The organism is Mesorhizobium sp. 10J20-29, assembly GCF_054130485.1.
This window is the reverse complement of record NZ_CP199156.1, coordinates 500,001-521,191: the sequence shown is the minus strand read 5'-3', so window position 1 is coordinate 521,191 and position 21,191 is coordinate 500,001. Positions and strand designations below refer to the sequence as shown.

General features: G+C 66.0%; 17 protein-coding genes. 15 read left to right on the top strand and 2 right to left on the bottom strand.

What is annotated here, in order from left to right; genetic code table 11:
* Window positions 1–6 precede the first annotated feature (6 nt).
* The 3 genes from ACT2BZ_RS02495 (at window position 7) to ACT2BZ_RS02485 (ending at window position 2,258) form a co-directional block, all read left to right on the top strand.
* Complete coding sequence (locus ACT2BZ_RS02495; RefSeq protein ID WP_457939038.1) at window positions 7–864, top strand: carbon-nitrogen hydrolase family protein; 858 nt, start codon at window positions 7–9, stop codon at window positions 862–864.
* Window positions 861–1,286 carry a DUF1178 family protein gene (locus tag ACT2BZ_RS02490; protein ID WP_457939036.1) on the top strand — a complete coding sequence of 142 codons (426 nt, stop codon included), beginning with the start codon at window positions 861–863 and terminating at the stop codon, window positions 1,284–1,286. The genes ACT2BZ_RS02495 and ACT2BZ_RS02490 overlap by 4 nt, the downstream gene beginning before the upstream one ends.
* Window positions 1,287–1,367: 81 nt before the next feature.
* Complete coding sequence (locus tag ACT2BZ_RS02485; RefSeq protein WP_457939035.1) at window positions 1,368–2,258, top strand: DMT family transporter; 891 nt, start codon at window positions 1,368–1,370, stop codon at window positions 2,256–2,258.
* A gap of 9 nt (window positions 2,259–2,267) precedes the next feature.
* Here ACT2BZ_RS02485 and ubiG read toward each other — a convergent pair whose 3' ends face one another.
* On the bottom strand, window positions 2,268–3,017 hold the full coding sequence (gene ubiG, locus ACT2BZ_RS02480; protein ID WP_457939034.1) for a bifunctional 2-polyprenyl-6-hydroxyphenol methylase/3-demethylubiquinol 3-O-methyltransferase UbiG: 750 nt from the start codon (window positions 3,015–3,017) through the stop codon (window positions 2,268–2,270).
* Window positions 3,018–3,204: 187 nt separating this feature from the next.
* Here ubiG and ACT2BZ_RS02475 point away from each other — a divergent pair, with 187 nt between their 5' ends.
* The 12 genes from ACT2BZ_RS02475 (at window position 3,205) to ACT2BZ_RS02420 (ending at window position 18,693) form a co-directional block, all read left to right on the top strand.
* Window positions 3,205–4,614 carry a DUF5939 domain-containing protein gene (locus ACT2BZ_RS02475; RefSeq protein ID WP_457939032.1) on the top strand — a complete coding sequence of 470 codons (1,410 nt, stop codon included), beginning with the start codon at window positions 3,205–3,207 and terminating at the stop codon, window positions 4,612–4,614.
* 188 nt (window positions 4,615–4,802) lie between these two features.
* On the top strand, window positions 4,803–6,056 hold the full coding sequence (locus ACT2BZ_RS02470) for an aspartate kinase (RefSeq protein ID WP_457939031.1): 1,254 nt from the start codon (window positions 4,803–4,805) through the stop codon (window positions 6,054–6,056).
* Between the two features lie 105 nt (window positions 6,057–6,161).
* Complete coding sequence (gene ptsP / locus ACT2BZ_RS02465) at window positions 6,162–8,432, top strand: phosphoenolpyruvate--protein phosphotransferase (RefSeq protein ID WP_457939030.1); 2,271 nt, start codon at window positions 6,162–6,164, stop codon at window positions 8,430–8,432.
* Between the two features lie 9 nt (window positions 8,433–8,441).
* The gene (prfA, locus tag ACT2BZ_RS02460) at window positions 8,442–9,521 is read left to right on the top strand and encodes a peptide chain release factor 1 (protein ID WP_457939028.1); all 1,080 of its coding nucleotides are present in this window, start codon (window positions 8,442–8,444) and stop codon (window positions 9,519–9,521) included.
* Window positions 9,511–10,383 (top strand): peptide chain release factor N(5)-glutamine methyltransferase, encoded by an 873-nt coding sequence (gene prmC, locus ACT2BZ_RS02455; protein WP_457939027.1) that lies wholly within the window; start codon window positions 9,511–9,513, stop codon window positions 10,381–10,383. The genes prfA and prmC overlap by 11 nt, the downstream gene beginning before the upstream one ends.
* 305 nt (window positions 10,384–10,688) lie before the next feature.
* A complete protein-coding gene (locus ACT2BZ_RS02450; RefSeq protein ID WP_457939026.1) occupies window positions 10,689–11,477 on the top strand; it encodes a DUF4167 domain-containing protein in 789 nt (262 codons plus the stop codon).
* A 226-nt stretch (window positions 11,478–11,703) separates the two neighbouring features.
* On the top strand, window positions 11,704–14,316 hold the full coding sequence (gene clpB / locus ACT2BZ_RS02445; protein ID WP_457939025.1) for an ATP-dependent chaperone ClpB: 2,613 nt from the start codon (window positions 11,704–11,706) through the stop codon (window positions 14,314–14,316).
* 375 nt (window positions 14,317–14,691) lie between these two features.
* Window positions 14,692–15,015, top strand: coding sequence for an ArsR/SmtB family transcription factor (locus ACT2BZ_RS02440; RefSeq protein ID WP_457939023.1), 324 nt, complete (start codon window positions 14,692–14,694; stop codon window positions 15,013–15,015).
* On the top strand, window positions 15,012–15,410 hold the full coding sequence (locus tag ACT2BZ_RS02435; RefSeq protein ID WP_457939022.1) for an SRPBCC family protein: 399 nt from the start codon (window positions 15,012–15,014) through the stop codon (window positions 15,408–15,410). The genes ACT2BZ_RS02440 and ACT2BZ_RS02435 overlap by 4 nt, the downstream gene beginning before the upstream one ends.
* A 404-nt stretch (window positions 15,411–15,814) precedes the next feature.
* Window positions 15,815–16,591, top strand: coding sequence for a hypothetical protein (locus ACT2BZ_RS02430; RefSeq protein WP_457939021.1), 777 nt, complete (start codon window positions 15,815–15,817; stop codon window positions 16,589–16,591).
* A 95-nt stretch (window positions 16,592–16,686) separates the two neighbouring features.
* Complete coding sequence (locus tag ACT2BZ_RS02425) at window positions 16,687–17,088, top strand: MmcQ/YjbR family DNA-binding protein (RefSeq protein WP_457939019.1); 402 nt, start codon at window positions 16,687–16,689, stop codon at window positions 17,086–17,088.
* A 135-nt stretch (window positions 17,089–17,223) separates the two neighbouring features.
* Window positions 17,224–18,693, top strand: a complete 1,470-nt coding sequence (locus tag ACT2BZ_RS02420) for a L,D-transpeptidase family protein (RefSeq protein WP_457939017.1) — start codon at window positions 17,224–17,226, stop codon at window positions 18,691–18,693.
* Between the two features lie 150 nt (window positions 18,694–18,843).
* Here the strand turns inward: ACT2BZ_RS02420 and ACT2BZ_RS02415 are convergent, their stop codons facing one another.
* A complete protein-coding gene (locus ACT2BZ_RS02415) occupies window positions 18,844–20,805 on the bottom strand; it encodes a M23 family metallopeptidase (protein WP_457939015.1) in 1,962 nt (653 codons plus the stop codon).
* Window positions 20,806–21,191: the final 386 nt, after the last annotated feature.

Here is a 21,191-nt window from a genome sequence, read left to right as displayed (position 1 = left end):
TTTCGCATGGGCATTTTCACCGCAGCCGCGATACAGATGCGCTCGACAATGGATCCGCAGCGCAACGCCGCCGATTTCGAGGCCCTGGTGCGCGAGGCTGCCGGCAAGGGCGTGCGTTTCGTCCAGTCGCCGGAAATGACCGGGGCGATGGTGCGCGACCCCGAGGCGCGCAGGAAGATATTCAGGAAAGAAGAGGACGACCTCATCGCCGCTGCGGCAATGCGGCTGGCGGCCGAACTCGGCATCCACCTGCATGTCGGCTCGACCGCCATCCTGCGCGATGACGGCAAGGTCGCCAACCGGGCGCTGCTCGTTTCGCCGAAGGGCGCCGTTCTTGCCCGCTACGACAAGATCCACATGTTCGACGTCGATCTCGACAATGGCGAGAGCTGGCGGGAATCGGCCGCCTACGAGCCGGGCTGCGAGGCCGTGGTCACCGATATCGGCTTGGCGAAGCTCGGCTTCGGCATTTGCTACGACGTGCGCTTTCCGCAGCTCTTCCGCGCCCAGGCGCTTGCCGGCGCCAATGTCCTGACCGTTCCGGCGGCCTTCACGCGCCAGACCGGCGAGGCACACTGGCACGTGCTGCTGAGGGCGCGGGCCATCGAGAACGGCGCTTTCCTGATCGCGGCCGCGCAGGGTGGCCAGCACGAGGATGGCCGCGAGACCTACGGCCATTCGATGATCATCGATCCATGGGGCAGGGTCCTGGCCGAAGCGGACCATGACGAGCCCGGCGTGATCGTCGCCGAGATCGACACCGAACAATCTGCCGCGGCGCGGCGCAAGATCCCCAACCTCAGGAACGCGCGCGATTTCTCCGGCCCGACAATGGCGGCTCAGTTCCGGGGGGCAGCCTCGTGATCCGCTTCTCGCTCTGCTGCGACAAGGATCATGATTTCGAGGCCTGGTTTCGCAGCAATGATGATTTCGACACGCAGAAGAAGCGCGGCTTCGTCGCCTGCCCCAGCTGCGGCTCCAAGAAGGTCGAGAAGGCGTTGATGGCGCCGGCGGTCTCGACCGGGCGCAAGCGCGAGAAGATCGCGCTCGCCATGGGCGAGGAGCAGAAGAAGGCGATGGCGCAGATCAAGGCGCTGACCGAGAAGATCCGCGAAAATGCCGACTATGTCGGTCCGAAATTCGCCGAGGAGGCGCGCAAGATCCACTTCGGCGAATCCGAGGCGCGCGGCATTTACGGCGAGGCCACGCAGGAAGAAGCAGAAGGCCTTGCCGAGGACGGCGTCGGCTTCATGCCGATCCCGGTGTTTCCCGACGACCGCAACTGACCCTGCCCTTTCCGGGGGTCTGGTTCATTCGCGGCGACCCGATTTTTGATCAGGTCGCCGCCGAATCGCTCCGGGAGAGACATGAAACGCCTCTGGAATTCGGCCATCGGCCTCCTCATCGTCACCGGCGGCCTGCTCGGCCTTATCCTGCCGTTTTCCAAGATCGGCACAGCGGCCGGTGTCCCGGCAATCGTCTGGGCCTTCCTGATCTCCTTCGGCGCCGGCAGCGTGCTGCTGGCCGCGCTGCTTGCCCGGGGCGAGCGGCCGCGGCTGACGCCGCACAAGCTGCGCTACTTCTTCGTCACTGCCGCCGTGTCCTATGCGCTCCCGAACCTCCTGATGTTCTCGGCCATTCCGCATCTGGGCGCCGGCTATACCGGCATCATGTTCACCCTGTCGCCGGTCATCACGCTGCTCCTGTCGGTGCTGTCGGGCGTGCGCCGGCCCAATGCCCTCGGCGTTGCCGGCATCGCGGTCGGCTTCGTCGGCGCCGTCATGGTGGCGTGGACGCGCGGCGAGGCGGGACAGCCGGCAGCGCTTTTCTGGGTCATGATCGGGCTGCTGGTGCCGGTCAGCCTTGCCGTCGGCAACATCTACCGGACCGCCGACTGGCCGGAAGGGACCGGTCCGATCGAGCTTGCCGTCGGCAGCCACCTGGCGGCTGCCCTGTTGCTGCTCGCCGGCACGCTGGTCCTGACGGGCGGCGGGTCGCTTGCCACGCTCGCCAACGTTCCGCTGGTCGCGGCCGCGCAGGTCGCGTCGGCGGCCGCGATGTTTGCGTTCTTCTTCAGGTTGCAGGCGGTGGGCGGGCCGGTCTATCTCAGTCAGATCGGCTACGTGGCGGCAGCCGTCGGCCTGGTTTCCGGTACGCTCTACATGGGCGAGCGGTACCAGGCGCTGACCTGGCTCGGCGCCCTGGTCATCGTCGCCGGCGTGATCATGACCACCCTGGCGCAGGCCCGGAAGGCCTGACCGGCAACGTCAGCCGGCCGGCTTCTCCGCAATCACCATGTAGTTGACGTCCATGTCCTTCGAGCGCTGCCAGCGATCGCCGAGCAGGTTGTAGACGACGCCGGTCCGGTCCACGACCGCCATGCCGGCCTCCGACAGCGCCTTCTCCAGCTCGTCCGGGCGCACCAGCCGGCCATATTCGTGGGTGCCGCGCGGCAGCCAGCGCAGCACGTACTCGGCGCCGACAATGGCCAGGCCGAGCGCCTTCAGGGTGCGGTTTATGGTGGCGACGAACATGATGCCGCCAGGCTTCGCCATCTCGGCGCATTTGCCGATGAACAGGCCGACATCGGCGACATGCTCGACGACCTCCATGTTGAGGATGATGTCGAAGCTTTCGCCGGCGTCGGCAAGGTCCTCGGCGGTGGTGGCGCGGTAGTCGATCGCCACGTTCGACTGGGCGGCATGCAGCTTCGCCACCTCGATATTGGTCTCGGACGCATCGGCCCCGACGACCGTTGCGCCGAGCCGGGCCAGCGGCTCGCAGAGCAGCCCGCCGCCGCAGCCAATGTCGAGGATGCGCAGGCCCTCGAGGGGCTTTGCGGCATGCGGATCGCGGCCGAAGCGCGCTGCAACCTGGTCGCGGATATAGGCCAGCCTCACCGGGTTGAACTTGTGCAGCGGCCGGAACTTGCCGTTCGGATTCCACCATTCGGCAGCCAATGCCGAAAAGCGCTCGACTTCCGCAGTATCGATGGTCGTTCGTCGGGCTTCAGCCATGGTCGGGTCTCCTCTTCGGCCCAAGGAAGTCGTGTCCCCCGGTGCGAAAGTCAAGACAACAATCTAGCGCGTGACGCAACCGCGGCGAGTGTCCTTTGACCATGGCGCCCGGAACTGCGCGGGTGTATCATGGCAGCGGGCGAAAGCGGATGGCCGGGAGGCCGGACCGCCGCCCGGAGCCACTCCGATGAGTGAAGCCACGGACTTCCTTGCACTGCTTGGCCAGTCGGCCGATCCCGGGGTCGTCGAGGCAATCGAACGGCTGGTCGCCGACGAACCCGACTACCGGCTCTGCCGCATCAACCCGCTGGCCTTCGCGGCGCGCAACGGCCTTGATGAGGAGGCCAGCATCGCCGCCTTCCTGCACGGATCGCGCATCGGCATGTTCGATATCGCCTGGAACGTGCTGTGCCCCGGCTGCGGCGGCGTGCTCGAGACCAATGCCTCGCTGAAGACGTTGCAGAAGGAGGCGTATGCCTGCTCGCTGTGCGCCGATTCCTACGCGCCGACGCTCGACGAGATGGTCGACGTCACCTTCACGGTCAGCCCGAGGCTGCGCCGGATCGCGGCACACAACCCCGACGGGCTGCCGCTCGCCGAGTACTACCGGCAGATGTACTGGGGATCGGGCGTCGATCTCCCCGAAGAGGGTTACGACGCCATCGTGAACGACTTCATCATCGACCATGTCGAGCTGGCGCCCGGCGAGAAGGCAGTGCTGTCGATCCAGCTGCCGGCGGAATTCATCGTCGTCTTCGAGCCGGTCAGCCATTCGGCCCAGTTCATCGATGTCAGGGGCGAGCCGACCCGCGAGCGCCAGACGCTGTCGATGATCTACGACCGCGACCACGTGCACAACCAGAAGATGGAGATGCGCCCGGGTCCCCTGCGCATCGCCGTCGAGAACCGCAGCGACGCCCGCGCGCTGCCCAGCGTTTGCATCGCCGGCGGCACGCTGCACGACCTGCTCGGCCGCCGCCGGCCCTTCCTGACGGCCAAGCGGCTGTTGTCCAACCAGACGTTCCGCGACCTCTACCGGACCGATACGCTTGCCGTCGAACAGCGGCTGAAGATCACCAGCCTGACCTTCCTGTTCACCGACCTCAGGGGCTCGACCGAGCTTTACGAAAGGGTCGGCGACCTCGTTGCCTTCGATCTCGTGCGGGCGCATTTCCAGGTGCTGAACGAAATCGTCGCCGCGGAGGCCGGCGCGGTGGTCAAGACGATCGGCGACGCGGTGATGGCGACCTTTCCGACGCCCGAGCGGGCGATCGCCGCGGCCCTGCGGATGCGCGAGGCCATGCGCGACCTCAACCGCAAGCACGGGCGGGAGGACCTGCTGCTCAAGATCGGGCTGCACGAAGGCCCCTGCATCGCCGTCTCGATGAACGAGCGCCAGGATTATTTCGGACAGACCGTCAACATCGCCTCGCGCGTCCAGGGACTGGCCAATTCGCAGTCCATCTTCGCCACAGGCGCCGTCGTCGACGACCTGCAGACGGCGACGCTGCTGAGGCAAAAGGCGCTGACGCCGCAGTCGCACGACGTTTCGCTGCGCGGCATCGAGCGCGAGCTGCGCGTCTACGAGATTCCCTGAGGCTGCCCTGACCGTTCAGGGATCCTGCGCCGGCGCAGGACCCGACCGGCATCAGGCTGACGACGTCAGCTTGCGAACGGCTGTCCTTTTGGCTATGGAGGCCGCGACTTCGCCCCGCTTTGCCGGGGCGCTTTGCTTAGATGTGCCGCCGGGGAACGGCGGCCCGCAGACGGGGACCTGCCACTTCCATGGCGCGCATCGTGATGAAATTCGGCGGGACCTCCGTGGCCGACATTGGCCGCATCCGCAATGTCGCGCGCCACGTCAAGCGCGAGGTCGACGCCGGCCACGAGGTCGCGGTGGTGGTTTCGGCCATGGCCGGCAAGACTAACGAGCTGGTGGCGTGGATGCGCGAGGCGTCTCCCATGCACGACGCGCGCGAATACGACACCGTGGTTTCGACCGGCGAGCAGATCGTTTCGGGCCTGCTGGCGACGGCGCTGCAGCATATCGGTGTCGACGCGCGCTCCTGGCAGGGCTGGCAGATCCCGATCAGCACCGACAATTCGCACGGCGCGGCGCGCATCCTGGACATCGACGGCAGCCGGCTGATCGAGCGCTTCAAGATCGGCCAGGTGGCAGTCGTCTCCGGGTTCCAGGGGATCGGGCCCGACAACCGCATCGCGACGCTCGGGCGCGGCGGCTCCGACACCAGCGCGGTGGCCATCGCGGCTGCCGTGAAGGCCGACCGCTGCGACATCTACACCGACGTCGACGGCGTCTACACCACCGACCCGCGCATGGAGCCCAAGGCGCGCCGGCTGGCCAAGGTGTCGTTCGAGGAAATGCTCGAAATGGCCTCGCTCGGGGCAAAGGTTCTGCAGGTGCGCTCGGTCGAACTTGCTATGGTGCACAAGGTCCGGACCTTCGTGCGCTCTTCGTTTGACGATCCGGATGCGCCGGGGATGGGGGATTTCGACAACCCGCCCGGTACGCTCATTTGCGACGAGGATGAAATCGTGGAACAGCAGGTTGTCACCGGCATCGCCTACGCCAAGGACGAAGCCCAGATCTCTCTCCGGCGCGTGGCCGACCGGCCTGGCGTGTCGGCCGGCATCTTCGGCCCGCTTGCCGAGGCCAACATCAACGTCGACATGATCGTCCAGAACATCTCGGAGGACGGCGCCTTCACCGACATGACCTTCACAGTCCCGTCGGGCGATGTCGACAAGGCGCTGGCCGTGCTCGACAAGGCCAAGCCGACGATCGGTTTCGACGTCGTGCAGTCGGAGGCCGGCATGACCAAGGTGTCGGTCATCGGCATCGGCATGCGCAGCCACGCGGGCGTCGCGGCGACCGCCTTCAGGGCACTAGCCGACAAGGGCATCAACATCCGCGCCATCACCACCTCGGAGATCAAGATTTCCATCCTGATCGACGGTCCCTACACGGAACTTGCAGTTCGCACTTTGCATTCCGTCTACGGTCTGGATAAGCAGTAGAAACAGGTAATTCGGTCTCGCGTTTCCGGCCTTATGCATCTTCCGGAATGAGGCGCCTTATGTTCTGGCGGGGCTTTCAGGCTCCGCCGCAGGAGACGACGCTTTATGCGTGACATGACCGCTGGCCCGCGCGTCCTGTTGAAACGCCTCCGCGAGCTCATGGCGGAGGCGCTTGAGCCTCAGGAGCGGCTCGACAGGATCGTGCATGACATCGCCCAGAACATGGTGGCCGAGGTCTGCTCGCTCTATGTGCTGCGCGCCGACTCCGTGCTTGAGCTCTACGCTACCGAGGGCCTGAACCCCGGTTCGGTCCACCTTGCGCAGCTGCGGCTCGGCCAGGGCCTCGTCGGCACGATCGCGTCCAGCGCGCGCACGCTCAACCTGTCGGAAGCCCAGCAGCATCCAGCCTTCACCTACCTCCCGGAAACCGGCGAGGAGATCTACAGCTCCTTCCTCGGCGTGCCGGTGCTGCGCGCCGGCCGCACGCTCGGCGTGCTGGTGGTGCAGAACCGCACCAAGCGGCAGTACCGCGACGACGAGGTCGAGGCGCTGGAGACAGCGGCGATGGTAATCGCCGAAATGATCGCCGCGGGCGACCTGGCGCGTCTGACGCGGCCGGGGCTGGAACTCGACCTCAGCCGCCCTGCGAGTTTCACCGGCGTCTCCTTCAACGAGGGCATCGGGCTCGGCCACGTCGTGCTGCACGAGCCGCGCATCGTCGTCACCAACCTCTTCAACGAGGATTCCGAAGAGGAAATGCGCCGCCTGGAGGCGTCGCTCGGCTCGCTCCGGCTGTCGATCGATGACATGCTGTCGCGCCGCGACGTCGCCTTCGAGGGCGAGCACCGCGCCGTGCTCGAAGCCTACCGCATGTTCGCCAATGACAGCGGCTGGGCGCGGCGGCTCGACGAGGCCGTGCGCAACGGGCTGACGGCGGAAGCCGCGGTGGAGAAGGTGCAGAGCGACATGCGCGCGCGCATGCTGCACATGACCGACCCCTATCTGCGCGAGCGGATGAGCGACTTCGACGACCTCGCCAACCGTCTGCTGCGCCAGCTGATGGGGCGCGGGCCTGACACGGTCGCCGCGACGCTGCCCAAGGACGCCATCGTGGTGGCCCGCTCGATGGGCGCTGCCGAACTGCTCGACTACCCGCGCGACAAGCTGCGCGGTCTGGTGCTCGAGGAAGGCGCAATCACCAGCCACGTCGTCATCGTGGCGCGCGCCATCGGCATTCCGGTCGCCGGCCAGGTCAAGGGCGCGGTGTCTATGTCGGAGAACGGCGACGCCATCATCGTCGACGGCGACGAGGGCGCGATCCACCTCAGGCCGCAGTCCGACCTCGAGGCGGCCTATGCCGAGAAGGTGCGTTTCCGGGCGCGCCGCCAGGAACTCTACCGGGAACTAAGGAAGAAGCCCTCCGACACAAGGGACGGTGTGCACATCGACCTGATGATGAATGCCGGGCTTGCCGTCGACCTGCCGCAACTCGTCGAATCGGGTGCGGCCGGCATCGGCCTCTTCCGCACCGAACTGCAGTTCATGGTGGCCTCGACCTTCCCGCGCGCCGAAGCGCAGGAGGGGCTCTACCGCGACGTGCTGGACGCGGCGCGCGACAAGCCGGTGACCTTCCGCACCATCGACATCGGCGGCGACAAGGTGCTGCCCTACTTCAAGAACACCTCGCACGAGGAGAACCCGGCGCTCGGCTGGCGCGCCATCCGCCTGACGCTCGACCGGCCGGGCCTGCTGCGCACGCAGATCCGCGCGCTGCTGAAGGCTGCGGGCGGGCGCGAGCTCAAGCTGATGCTGCCGATGGTGACCGAGCTTGGCGAGATCGCCCAGGCGCGCGAGATCATCGACCGCGAAGTGCGCCATTTGTCTCGTTTCGCGCATCACTTGCCGACCAGCCTGAAGGTCGGCGCCATGCTCGAGGTGCCGACCCTGCTGTGGCAGCTCGACGAGCTGATGCAGGCCGTCGACTTCGTGTCGGTCGGCTCGAACGACCTGTTCCAGTTCATGATGGCGGCCGACCGCGGCAACACGCAGCTGTCCGACCGCTTCGACACGCTGTCGGTGCCCTTCCTGCGCGCGCTGAAGCAGATCGCCGATGCCGGCCGCCGCAACCACACGCCGGTGACGCTGTGCGGCGAACTTGCCGGCAAGCCGATCTCCGCCATGGCACTGATTGGCATCGGCTACCGTTCGATCTCGATGTCGCCGGCATCGATCGGGCCGGTGAAAGCCATGCTGACCGAGCTCAACGTCGGGGAATTGGAACAATTCTTCGAGGAAAACCTCACCGGCATGTCCGCCCGGCTGCCGATGCGTGCGCTGCTGCAGGCCTTTGCAGACGACCGCTCGATTCCCTTGTAAAGCCAGCTCATGATCAGCCTGCCCCGTGCCCGGATGGACCAACTCGTCAAGCGATTCGACATGCTCGAAGCGCAGATGGCGGCCGGCCCCGACCCGGAGGCCTACGTCAAGCTCGCGTCGGAATATTCGGACCTGCAGGAACTGGTCGGCAAGATCAGGGACCTGACGAAGGCAGAGGGCGAGCTGGCAGATCTGGAAGCCATGCTTGCCGACAAGGCGACCGACCGCGAGATGCGCGATCTGGCCGAGGCCGACCTGCCGGGCGTCGAGGAGCAGATCGAGGAACTCGGCCAGGAAATCCAGATCCTGCTGCTGCCCAAGGATTCGGCCGACGAGAAGAACGCCATCCTCGAAATCCGCGCCGGCACCGGCGGCGACGAGGCGGCCTTGTTTGCCGGCGATCTTTTCCGCATGTACGAGCGCTACGCCGCCGCCCAGGGCTGGCGCATAGAGGTTGCATCGGCGAGCGAGGGCGAGGCAGGCGGCTACAAGGAAATCATCGCCACCGTCTCGGGCAAGGGCGTGTTCGCCAAGCTGAAGTTCGAGTCCGGCGTGCACCGGGTGCAGCGCGTGCCGGCGACGGAGGGAAGCGGGCGCATCCACACCTCGGCGGCGACGGTGGCGGTGCTTCCGGAGGCCGAGGAGGTCGACATCGACATCAAGCCGGACGAGATCCGCATCGACACGATGCGCGCCTCCGGCTCGGGCGGGCAGCACGTCAACACCACCGACTCGGCGGTCCGCATCACCCACCTGCCGACCGGCATCATGGTGGTGCAGGCGGAAAAATCGCAGCACCAGAACCGTGCCCGCGCCATGCAGATCCTGCGGGCGCGGCTCTACGACATGCAGCGCAGCAAGGCCGACGAGGAACGCTCGGAGTCGCGCAAGCTGCAGGTCGGCTCGGGTGATCGCTCGGAGCGCATCCGCACCTACAACTTCCCGCAGGGGCGGCTTACCGACCACCGCATCAACCTGACGCTCTACAAGCTCGACCGGGTGATGATGGGCGAGCTCGACGAGGTCATCTCGGCGCTGGTTTCCGACCACCAGTCGAAGCTGCTCGCCAATGCCGGCAATGACGGCTGACACTACGCCGCGCTCTCTGGCGCAACTGCTGGCGTCTTCGCGCAGCTTGCTTGCCAAGGCCGGAATCCCCGATGCCGCACTCGACGCCAGGCTGATCGTCGAACATTTTTCCGCGACGAGCCGGGCCGATGCGATCTCGGCGCCGGATCGAATCGTCGCCGTCGACGCGGTCATGGCGATCGACGCCGCGCTTGGCCGGCGAATCACCGGCGAGCCGGTGCACCGGATCCTCGGCTTTCGCGAGTTCTACGGCCTGCAGCTTGCGCTCTCGGCAGAAACGCTCGAGCCGCGACCGGACACCGAGGTTCTTGTCGACGCGCTGCTGCCCTTCCTGCGCGACGTCGCGGCCCGCGAAGGCGGCTGCCGCATCATCGACCTCGGCACGGGGACCGGCGCGATCGCGCTGGCGCTGCTGTCGGAAGTCCCGCTGGCAACGGCCACCGGCGTCGACCTGTCGGAGGATGCGCTGGCGACCGCCCGCGGCAATGCGGAGCGTCTGGGCCTCGGCGCGCGGTTTTCTGTGCAAAAGTCGGACTGGTTTACCGAAATCCACGGCAAATTCCATGCAATTGCCGCAAACCCGCCCTATATACCGACAAACGACCTCCTATCCCTGCAGCGCGAGGTCAGGAATTTCGATCCGGCTAGGGCCCTTGATGGCGGTGCCGACGGGCTGGATGCCTACAGGGTGATCGCGAAACAGGCTGAGAACTATCTTGAACCGTCCGGGCGCGTTGCGCTCGAGATAGGGCATACGCAGAAGGAGGCGGTGACGCGCCTGTTCGAGGCGGCCGGTTACCGTGCCGTCGAGGCCAGGAGCGATCTCGCCGGGCATGACAGGGTGTTGGTTTTCCAGCGTTAACGCTTACTTACCGCAACGCAAAAAGCGCTTGGCAAGGATGGCGATAGCGGCTAGGGTCCCGGCACCGGATGAAACGAAGCAGGCAGTGCTGTTATCAATTCGGTTTCCTTTTTGATGCAAACTGCCTTCTTGCGGGAATATCGCCTGAGCTTCGTGCGGGGATATCCGGCGGTTAACAAGTAACTGGATCGGGATGGACGTGGCGCCGACGCTATTGCGGGCGAACACCGTTAAGAACACCACGGATCGGCTGGCAGCTTGAGCGCCCCCGATACCGCATTTTATTGCAAACCCAAGAGAGTCTAATGAGGCCACAACAGCAGAACAGGCGCATGCGCGGCCGCAACAACAGTGGCGGCAACAATAATAACAACCGCAAGGGCCCAAATCCCCTGACCCGCAGCTACGAGAGCAACGGCCCGGACGTAAAGATCCGCGGTTCGGCCCAGCAGATCGCCGAGAAATACGCCCAGCTTGCTCGCGATGCGCACAGCTCCGGCGACCGCGTCATGGCCGAGAATTACCTGCAGCACGCGGAGCATTACAACCGCATCATCGCGGCCGCTCAGGCCCAGCTGCCGATCCAGAACCAGAACGCGCGCGACAACTCCGACGACAACGACAACGACGATGATCGCGACGATTTCGACAACCAGGGCAGCGGCGACAATGCCGGCCAGGGCGGACAGGATCGTAACCAGGACCGCAACCAGGATCGCGGCAATCAGGAGCGCAGCGGCCAGGGTGACGGCGACGGCGACCAGAACCGCCAGGCAAGCCACGGCACCGGCCCGCAGCCGGTGATCGACGGAACGCCGGCCGAGGTGGCCCTCAATTCGGACGCTTCGGGCGAAGGCAATGACAGCTCCGGGCGCCACGCCAAGGGACAGAACGGCAGCACGCCGGATGGCGACGCCCCGGCGCCGCGCCGCGGCCGCCGTCCGCGCCGCGGTGAACGCGCCCGCCCCGAAGGCGATGACGAGGTCGCCCCGGATTCGGGTCTCGCGCAGACCCTGTCGCGGGGCGCTCCTCCGGAGCCGGTCGCCGAAAAGGCAGAAAAGTCCGACACACCGCTGATCGACGCCGACAGCTAGGCGTCCGGCGAATTTAGCAGCATTTACCGGCGGCGGGGGCGAAAGTCCCCGCCGATTTTGTTTGTCCGCCTGTTTTGTTTCATTGACGCCGGTCAATGCTTCTTGAGCCCATCCGGGCCAGTACCCATATCAGGTCCAAGTTGGATTCGGCTCATCGAGCGGGTCCGTCACCTTTGGCCTTTCCGATGCTGCAATCAGGTCGGATTTGGAGTGGAGACAGGAAGACATGAACATCGAGAAATACTCCGAGCGCGTGCGCGGCTTCATCCAGTCGGCGCAGACCATGGCGCTTTCGCGCAATCACCAGCAGTTCACCCCCGAACATCTTCTGAAGGTCCTGGTCGACGACCAGGAAGGCCTTGCGGCCTCGCTGATCTCGCGCGCCGGCGGCGACGCCAAGGCCGTGCAGCTCGGCGTCGAGGCAGCACTCAACGCACTGCCCAAGGTCGAAGGCGGCAACGGCCAGCTCTACATGGCGCAGCCGCTCGCCAAGGTTTTCACCAGCGCCGAGGACATGGCCACCAAGGCCGGCGACAGCTTCGTCACGGTCGAGCGCCTGCTCACCGCGCTGGCCGTCGAGAAGTCGGCGAAGTCTTCGGATATCCTCTCCAAGGCCGGCGTCACCGCGCAGGCGCTGAACCAGGCGATCAACGACCTTCGCAAGGGCCGTACCGCCGACTCGGCAAGTGCCGAGCAGGGCTATGACGCGCTGAAGAAATACGCCCGCGACCTGACCGCCGACGCGCGCGCCGGCAAGCTCGACCCGGTGATCGGCCGCGACGAGGAAATCCGCCGCACCATCCAGGTGCTGTCGCGGCGCACCAAGAACAACCCGGTGCTGATCGGCGAGCCGGGCGTCGGCAAGACGGCCATCGCCGAGGGCCTGGCGCTGCGCATCGTCAATGGCGACGTGCCCGAAACGCTGAAGGACAAGCAGCTGATGGCGCTCGACATGGGCGCGCTGATTGCGGGTGCGAAATACCGCGGCGAGTTCGAGGAGCGGCTCAAGGCCGTGCTGTCCGAGGTCACGTCGGCCGCCGGCGGCGTCATCCTGTTCATCGACGAGATGCACACGCTGGTCGGCGCCGGCAAGTCGGACGGCGCGATGGACGCGTCGAACCTCCTGAAGCCCGCTCTGGCGCGCGGCGAGCTGCACTGCGTCGGCGCCACCACGCTCGATGAGTACCGCAAGCATGTCGAGAAGGACGCAGCCCTTGCGCGGCGCTTCCAGCCGGTCATGGTCGACGAGCCGAGCGTCGAGGACACGATCTCGATCCTGCGCGGCCTGAAGGAGAAGTACGAGCAGCACCACAAGGTGCGCATTTCGGACTCCTCGCTGGTCGCCGCGGCGACGCTGTCCAACCGCTACATCACCGACCGCTTCCTGCCCGACAAGGCGATCGACCTCGTCGACGAGGCGGCCGCGCGTCTCAGGATGCAGATCGATTCCAAGCCTGAGGAGCTCGACGAGCTCGACCGGCGCATCATGCAGCTGAAGATCGAACGCGAGGCGCTCAAGCTCGAGAAGGACGAGGCGTCGAAGGACCGGCTGGTCAAGATCGAGAAGGAGCTGTCCTCGATCGAGGAGGAATCCGCGCGGTTGACCAGCCTGTGGATGGCCGAGAAGGACAAGCTCGGCCGCGCCGCCGACATCAAGAAGGAGCTCGACGACGCCCGCAACGAACTCGCCATTGCCCAGCGCAAGGGCGAGTTCCAGAAGGCCGGCGAGATCGCCTATGGCCGCATCCCCGAGCTGGAAGCCCAGCTGAAGGTGGCCGAGACGCAGGAAGAGAAGGGCACGCTGGTCGAGGAGACGGTCTCTTCCGAGCACGTCGCCTACATCGTCTCGCGCTGGACCGGCATTCCGGTCGACAAGATGCTGGAAGGCCAGCGCGACAAGCTCTTGCGCATGGAAGATGAGCTAGGCAAGCGGGTGGTCGGCCAGGGCGAGGCCGTGCAGGCGGTGTCGAAGGCCGTCCGCCGGGCGCGCGCCGGCCTGCAGGACCCGAACCGGCCGATCGGCTCGTTCATGTTCCTCGGGCCGACAGGCGTCGGCAAGACCGAGCTGACCAAGGCGCTCGCCGACTATCTGTTCGACGACGAGCACGCGCTGTTGCGTATAGACATGTCGGAGTTCATGGAGAAGCACTCCGTCGCCCGGCTGATCGGCGCGCCTCCCGGCTATGTCGGCTACGAGGAGGGCGGCGCGCTGACGGAAGCCGTCCGCCGCCGGCCCTACCAGGTGGTGCTGTTCGACGAGATCGAGAAGGCGCACCCGGATGTCTTCAACGTGCTCCTGCAGGTGCTCGACGACGGCCGCCTGACCGACGGACAGGGCCGCACGGTCGACTTCCGCAACACGCTGATCATCATGACCTCCAACCTCGGCTCCGAATATCTCGTGGCGCTGACCGACGAGCAGGATGTCGACGTGGTGCGCGACGATGTCATGGGCGTGGTGCGCGCGTCGTTCCGGCCGGAATTCCTCAACCGGGTCGACGAGATCATCCTGTTCCACAGGCTGCGCCGCGAGCACATGGCGAAGATCGTCGAGATCCAGCTGAAGCGTCTCGAATCGCTGCTCGAGGATCGCAAGATCGTGCTCGAGCTCGACAAGGACGCGCTCGAATGGCTGGCCGAGAAGGGCTACGACCCGTCCTACGGCGCCCGCCCGCTGAAGCGGGTGATCCAGAAGGAGCTGCAGGATCCGCTGTCGGAAAAGATCCTGCTCGGCGAGGTCCGCGACGGCTCGGTGGTGAAGATCACCAACGGCTCCGACCGGCTGAACTTCCGGTCCAAGCCGATGGTCGCCCCCGCCGCAGAAGAAGAAGCGGCCTAAGGGGCAGAACCGCCCGGCATCCGGCGGCCCTGGCTATTCCACCTGGGTGGCCTATCGGACAAACCAGAATGCCCCGTCGCAAGGCGGGGCATTTTTTTGTTCCGGCGGCAAGCCGCCGCGATCCGATGGCCGCAGCGCGAACTGGCGAAGAGGTCATGGTCTGCAACCAGGGCGGTCGACGGGCAGACGAGAATGTCCCGTCGCAAGGCGGGGAATTTCTTGTCGGAGGTTGCTTTGGGCGACAAAGTCGCCTTTTTGTTTCCCGCATCTCACACCATTGTTCGCAACCCGGCCCGGTCGAATGCCCGGAAGCGACCTTGACTTAATCATAACTGTGCGGCTATGAAATGAATCATATCTGACGGGTTATGAATAATGTCCGAGAATGTAAGCACGCTTTTGAAGGTTCTTGCTGATCCAAGCCGCCGCGCGATCTTCGAGCGCTTGTGTCGCGGGGGTGAGTTGACGGTCGTGGCCCTGACGGAGCATGCCGGAATCTCTCAGCCCGCCGTCTCCAAGCACTTGGGCGTGCTGAAGCGTGCGGGCCTCGTGCGCGATCGCCAGGACGGTCGCAAGACACACTATTCACCCTTACCTGCTGCGCTTGTGCCACTCACAAACTGGACCATGGAGATGGCTGGTTTCTGGGAAGCGCGATTTGATGATCTCGAAGACCTGCTGAAAAGGATAGACCAATGAAACAGTTGCAATCCGTCGTGATCGAACGAGACCTCGCCTTTCCGCCAGACAGGATTTGGCGCGCACTGACCCAACCACATTTGATCGAGGAGTGGCTAATGAAGAACAACTTCTCGGCCAAGCCCGGCCAGACCTTCACGATGAGCGGCGACTGGGGTTCAGTCGATTACAAAGTCCTGCAGAATGAACCCGGCAAGTCACTCTCCTACACGTGGGTTGGCATGGGGATCAACACTGTGGTGACCTGGGAATTGACCCCAACTGGGAATGGAACCCGCCTTCGAATGGAACAGACAGGCTTCGCCACCGGTCAGGACCAAGCCCGCAACGGTGCAGAACATGGGTGGAAACGGTTTCTCGATAACCTCGAAGGCGTCTTGGCGAAGATGGGCTGACGCGTTCGAAAAGACCGCGATCACTGTTGAATCGTTGCGCGGTGATGCCAGATGGCAGGCCGAACGGCGACCGGAAACTCGAACGAACCGGATGGCAAGCACGTGACATGATACTGAAGGGGAAAAGTCAGTTGGAACGCGGATAGCGACGAGCGTGGAAAAGCGGTCATCAGTTTCACGGGGGTGGCGAACTTTGCCTGTCAGGCAGATCCCGAAAAACAGCTTACCGCTGGGTGCCCCCAAAAAACCGGACGGTCCTCTCCCGGCCATATCCAACGTTGCGTGAGCGCACCGCGCAACGACCGGTCCTGCGAGCCAGCCAACTCCGCTTCGTCCCCTCGGCTCCCCCATTTCATCCACACCCTCCGCGCCTCCCGCATAATCGCCGGCCGAAGGAGCCGAGGATGGTCTGGACTGCAATAATTGAGGAACACCGCGAGGCGCTGAAGTCCATTCTGGCCGGGCTGGTCGCCATGGTGTCGCTTGGCGGCGGCGCGCCCAAAAGCCTGCCGCGCCACCTCCACCGCGCCGTGCTCAGCCTGCTTCGGCCGGCCGAATCGGCGGCGCGGCGGCTGGCCATCGTGCTGTCGCGCGGGCTTTCCCTGCCGCCGGTCCGGCGCAGGCGCGCCCCGCAGAAGCCGCGTCCGTCGATCCTGGTGCGCGACGGGGTCGGCACCGGCATTGTCTGGAAAGCCGGCGCGCCGGTTCCGGCGTCGCTTGCTCCGCCAAAAAGACCCGCGTCCCGCACGCTTTGCCTGCCGCTGCTCGATCCGCTGCCGCGCTGGAGCGGCGGCCGCCGCCGCTGGCGGCCCGGCGTGCCGCGCATCTCGCTCTTCGATGGCGCAGCGCGGCAAGAAATCCCGGCGTGGCGGCCGCCGCTGCCCGACGATCCGCTCGATGCCGGCCGGCTTTTTGGGCGGCTCGACGCGCTCGGCCGGGCGCTCGACGACCTGCCGGGGCTGGCAAGACGCTTCCTGCGCTGGCAAGCGCGGCGCGACCTGGCGCTGGCTGCTGGACGTCGCCATCGCACCACGCCGCTGCGGCCCGGCCGGCCGCCGGGCGGGCGCCTTGCGCGCTACGATCCCGACGCCTGGGCCCGGCGCAGAACCCGCGAGGTCGACCGGATTCTCGCCCACGCCCATTCGCTCGCGCACAATGCCCTGCGGCCCGACACCTCATGAGGCGCCCTGCCGCAGCACTTTTCGGGCAGCAGGAGCACGCCGGCCAAGAATTCCGGCGCGTGGCATCGATCGCGCATGTGTGCGAGACAGGGCCCATGACGCTCGACGACTACAATGCCTTCTGCGCCTCGCTCGGTCCCACCACCCATGTTGTGCAATGGGGCGGGGCGCATGTCTGGAAGATCGGCGGCAAGGTGTTTGCCATCGCCGGCTGGAGCGACGGCGCGCTGGCCGGCGTCACCTTCAAATGTTCGGACCTGGCGTTCGACATCCTGCGCGAGCAGCCGGGGCTAAGGCCCGCGCCCTATCTCGCCTCGCGCGGCATGAAATGGATCCAGCGCCGGACTCAGGAGAGCATGGACGACGCCGCGCTGAAGGACTATCTGCGGGCGAGCTACGGGATGATCCTGCAAAAGCTGCCGAAGCGGGTGCAGGCCGAACTCGCGGCGGCGCCGCGTGGCGGCCGGGGCGCCGGCGAGGGAAAACCTGCGCAATAGGCGGAGCGCGCCGCGATGCAGCCATTTTCATGCCCGGTTCATGTTGCAACCATTATCCTTGCATTCACGTTTGGCTCGCGCGGCGACGCGCGATCTGAGATCCGCCTTGCGGCGCAGTGGTACCGGAGAACTTACTTGCCAGAATTTCGCAGGATAATCGTGCTTTCGGCGCTCGCCGCCGGACTTTCGTCGACCAGCGCCCTCGCTTCGGCGAATCTGTGGCCGGATGCGCCGCGTGCCGCGGGGCCCGAAGGCGTCGTGCTGGCCCAGTCCGGCGACGTCGAGATCTTCTATGACGAGTTCGGCCGGCGCGTCATCGTCGACGCCTATACGGGCGAGGTCCTGTCGGTCGAACGGCCGCGCCGCCTGCGCGAACGTCGCGAAGAGCTGCGCCAGGCGCGCCGCGACCGCCGCCAGGAGCGCTACTATCTCGACGATCCCGAGGACATGGAGCGGCTGCGCCGCGAGCGGCTGCGCGAGCAGGGCATCCTGACGGCGCCGCCGATCGAGGAGTATGACGACTATTCCGGCCGCGGCCTGCCGCGCGGGCTGGACAACACCTTTCCCGAAGCGCCGCGCCGCACCTATCGCGAGGAGCCTGAGATCATCGCGCGCGAACCGATCGAGCGCGCCCCGCTGGTCGAGCGTGCGCCGCTGGCCGAGCCGAACGCCCCGACCGAGGAGTATCGCCGGCTGAAGCCGAATACGCCGACGACGACCGAGATCATCGAGGAACAGGCCGAGCCGCCGACCAGCTTCGGCGCGCGCGAGGAGGTTGCCGCGCTGCAGGTGCTGCTCGACCGCCGCGGCGCATCGCCCGGCGTCATCGACGGGCGCTTCGGCTCCAATGTCGACAAGGCGATCGTCGCCTACCGCGCCATCACCCGGGAAAACCTGAAGTCGACCGATTCGGCAGGCATCAAGAAGGCGCTCGCCGAATCCGGCGGCGATCCTTTCACCACCTACACGATCACGCCGCAGGACGCGGCCGGGCCCTATGTCGCCTCGGTGCCGTCCGACTATGGCGAGAAGGCCAAGCTCGAGCGGCTGAGCTTCACCTCGGTGCCCGAGGCGCTGGCCGAGCGCTTCCACATGGACGAGGATTATCTCAAGGCGCTCAACCCGGGGGCCAACTTCAACCGCCCGGGCACCATCATCCGGGTCGCCAACATCGGCACGCCGGCCAAGCGCGAGGTCGCGCGCATCGTCGCCGACAAGGGCAAGAAGCAGGTTTTCGCCTATGACGCCGACAACAAGCTGATCGTCGCCTATCCGGCGACCATCGGTTCGACCGACACGCCGTCGCCGACCGGCACCCATGCGGTCACGCGCATCGCGGTCGATCCCAACTACACCTACAATCCGAACCTGAACTTCAAGCAGGGCGAGAACAACAAGATCCTGACCATTCCGCCCGGCCCGAACGGCCCGGTCGGGTCGATCTGGATCGCGCTCGACAAGCCGACCTACGGCATCCACGGCACGCCCGACCCGGCCAAGATCGGCAAGACGGAAAGCCATGGCTGCGTGCGCCTGACCAACTGGGACGCGCAGGAACTGGCCAAGATCGTCAAGCCGGGCGTCAACGTCGAGTTCATCAACTAGGCGGCCGTCCACCATACGATGTGTTGAGGGCGAGGCGGCTGCGGGCCGCCTCGCCCTTTTCCTATGGCGCGCGGCGAAACCTGGCGGGCGCTGCCTGGCCGGTGCTGGAAACTTCGGAAGTATGGATAGGGCCGCGACCTGCGGCGGGGCTCAGCCCGAGACCTTGGCGCTCGCGACCTTCAGCGGATCGGTCTCTTCCTCGCGCAGCAACTCGTCGATGCGGGCGCGCTCGCGCTTGAAGGCCTCGAGCTGCTCGCCCTTCAGCACCTTGCCGACCGGCAGGCGCACGCGCATCGGATCGACCTTGCGCTTGTTGACGATCAGCTCGTAGTGCAGGTGGGCGCCGGTCGACAGGCCGGTCGTTCCGACATAGCCGATGACCTGGCCCTGCCTGACGCGGGCGCCGGGCTTGACGCCGTTGCCGATGCGGCTCTGGTGATTGTAGGAGGTCTCGTAGCCGTTGGCGTGGCGGATGATCGTCTGCTTGCCGTAGCCGCCGGCCCAGCCTGCCTTCTCCACGACGCCGTTGCCGGCGGCGATGATCGGCGAGCCGGTGGGCGCGGCCCAGTCGACGCCGGTGTGCATCTTGGTATAGCCCAGGATCGGATGGCGGCGGCTGCCGAAGCCGGAGCGGAACTTGCCGTTGGGAAGCGGGTTGCGCAGCAAGAACTGCTTGGCGCTGCGGCCGTCCTCGTCGAAATAGTCGAAGGCGCCGTCTTCCAGCTGGAAGCGGTAGAGGTTGCGCGTGTTGCCGCCGAAGGTCGCCGAGACGTAGAGCAATTCGGAGTCTTCCGACATCTCGTCATTGCCGTTGGGCTGCGAGAAGAAGACCTCGACGCGGTCGGCGGGCTTCAGCCGCGACTGGAAGTCGACATCGGAGGCGAGCAGCTTGACCAGCTGCTTGGTCATGTCCTTCGACATCCCGTACGAATACGCGGCCCGGTAGATGCCGTCATAGACGGTCGGCAGGTTGCCGCGCACGGTAACGGGCGGCGCGTCGTCGAAGGCGGTCAGCAGTTCCGGGTTGGGCTCGGGCTCTGCGGCGGGCACGAACTGCCCGTGATCGTCGAGCGCAATGGACAGAAGATGGTTCTGGTGGTCGTAGACGCTGGTGCGAACGACCTTGGCCTCGTCGCCGCGGACCTCAAGGCCTACACGCAGCACCGAGCCGGATTTCAGCTTCGTGGTCTCGAGCAGCTTGGATATGGCCTCGGCCATGCCCGTGGCGTCATCGCCCTCGTAGCCGGCGTCGGCGAAGGTCTTGGCGATCTCGCCCTCGGCATTGAAAGGAATGATGTCCTCGGCAAAGACGACCGACTGCTCCTCGCCCGGCGTGCGCGGCGTCACCGAAACGTTCTCCGGCACGATGCGGACGCCGTAGGAAGCGTTGAGCGCCTGCGTCGCCAGCGTGTCGCCGAAGCGCTCCGGGACGATGTAGTGGAGTGCTGCCACCTGCACGGCGCCGTCGCTGAGGATCATGCCGGTCTCGCGCACGACCTGCTCGACCTCGTCGGTCGACAGACCGCTCTTCTCGTCGAAGGTCGCCTGGTCGAGCGGGAAGTCGACCGTCTTGAGGCTCATGTCGCTCTCGACCTTGGCGCCGTAGATCTGGCCGGTCGTGCTGGAACTCGCCGCCGTCTGGGCGGCACCGTCCTCGGCGAAGATGGCGAGCGGGTCGAAGGCGGGGTAGGCGCGGTTGGTCTTGTGGCCGGCTCCGAGCGCCATCTTGATCTGCACAAAGGGCATGGTGCGGATCACGTCGCGGTCACCGACCTTGGTGACCATTGACACTTCCATGCGCCGCCGGTCCTTGGCCTTGGCGATCTGGCGCAGCGGCGCGAGCCGCGCGGTCTTGGCCGATTCGCCCGAGTCGCCGGTCTTGGCGAGGCCGACGAGTTCGGCGATTTCCGGTGGGGTTGCCAACTGCTCGCGGCCGTCGAGGGCGGCAAACAATGCCACGCCCATCAGGACGCTGGAGGTGACGCCGGTGAGGAAAGTGCCCGACAGCCACCGCGCTGAGACCTCGCGCCGATCCGGCGGACCACTACGCCCGTCCGCAATAAGCGGCGGTTCGTTGCCGAGCTCGGCTATGGTTTCATCCATGTCGTGCATTCAGTACGGCGGCTTCTTCCCCAGGCGCGTCGGCTTGATCGACTGATGTCTGTGCCCCGACATTTGCCTGTCGTGGCGAGCTAAGTCAACGAAGCCGGCTTACGGGCGCGCAATCCCCTGTTTGCTTTGTACAAAAATACCCGGCCGCGAACCGACGGGCACCCCTCACTTGTCGACTAAGCACAACCCCGAAGTGAGGCCTCAATGCGGCTCTATTGTGACGACTTGCCGACAGGGTGGCCAGCGCGCGTTCTGGTCGCCGGCGGTTATCCACCCGATTGCGCGGCGAGATTGCTCCGGGCTTGCCGGGCTAAACGGAAGAAGGCGCCGCGACGAGGAGTGATCGGCCAGCCCGGAGCGGCGGATGGCGACGGGTCCGTTGTGGG

What these genes read in the sequence shown, in the direction of transcription:
- ACT2BZ_RS02495 (WP_457939038.1), top strand. Translation starts at nt 7, where the DNA reads ATGGGCATTTTCACCGCAGCCGCGATACAGATGCGCTCGACAATGGAT.
- ACT2BZ_RS02485 (WP_457939035.1), top strand. Translation starts at nt 1,368, where the DNA reads ATGAAACGCCTCTGGAATTCGGCCATCGGCCTCCTCATCGTCACCGGC.
- ubiG (WP_457939034.1), bottom strand. Translation starts at nt 3,017, where the DNA reads ATGGCTGAAGCCCGACGAACGACCATCGATACTGCGGAAGTCGAGCGC.
- ACT2BZ_RS02475 (WP_457939032.1), top strand. Translation starts at nt 3,205, where the DNA reads ATGAGTGAAGCCACGGACTTCCTTGCACTGCTTGGCCAGTCGGCCGAT.
- ACT2BZ_RS02470 (WP_457939031.1), top strand. Translation starts at nt 4,803, where the DNA reads ATGGCGCGCATCGTGATGAAATTCGGCGGGACCTCCGTGGCCGACATT.
- ptsP (WP_457939030.1), top strand. Translation starts at nt 6,162, where the DNA reads ATGCGTGACATGACCGCTGGCCCGCGCGTCCTGTTGAAACGCCTCCGC.
- prfA (WP_457939028.1), top strand. Translation starts at nt 8,442, where the DNA reads ATGATCAGCCTGCCCCGTGCCCGGATGGACCAACTCGTCAAGCGATTC.
- prmC (WP_457939027.1), top strand. Translation starts at nt 9,511, where the DNA reads ATGACGGCTGACACTACGCCGCGCTCTCTGGCGCAACTGCTGGCGTCT.
- ACT2BZ_RS02450 (WP_457939026.1), top strand. Translation starts at nt 10,689, where the DNA reads ATGAGGCCACAACAGCAGAACAGGCGCATGCGCGGCCGCAACAACAGT.
- clpB (WP_457939025.1), top strand. Translation starts at nt 11,704, where the DNA reads ATGAACATCGAGAAATACTCCGAGCGCGTGCGCGGCTTCATCCAGTCG.
- ACT2BZ_RS02440 (WP_457939023.1), top strand. Translation starts at nt 14,692, where the DNA reads ATGTCCGAGAATGTAAGCACGCTTTTGAAGGTTCTTGCTGATCCAAGC.
- ACT2BZ_RS02435 (WP_457939022.1), top strand. Translation starts at nt 15,012, where the DNA reads ATGAAACAGTTGCAATCCGTCGTGATCGAACGAGACCTCGCCTTTCCG.
- ACT2BZ_RS02430 (WP_457939021.1), top strand. Translation starts at nt 15,815, where the DNA reads ATGGTCTGGACTGCAATAATTGAGGAACACCGCGAGGCGCTGAAGTCC.
- ACT2BZ_RS02425 (WP_457939019.1), top strand. Translation starts at nt 16,687, where the DNA reads ATGACGCTCGACGACTACAATGCCTTCTGCGCCTCGCTCGGTCCCACC.
- ACT2BZ_RS02415 (WP_457939015.1), bottom strand. Translation starts at nt 20,805, where the DNA reads ATGCACGACATGGATGAAACCATAGCCGAGCTCGGCAACGAACCGCCG.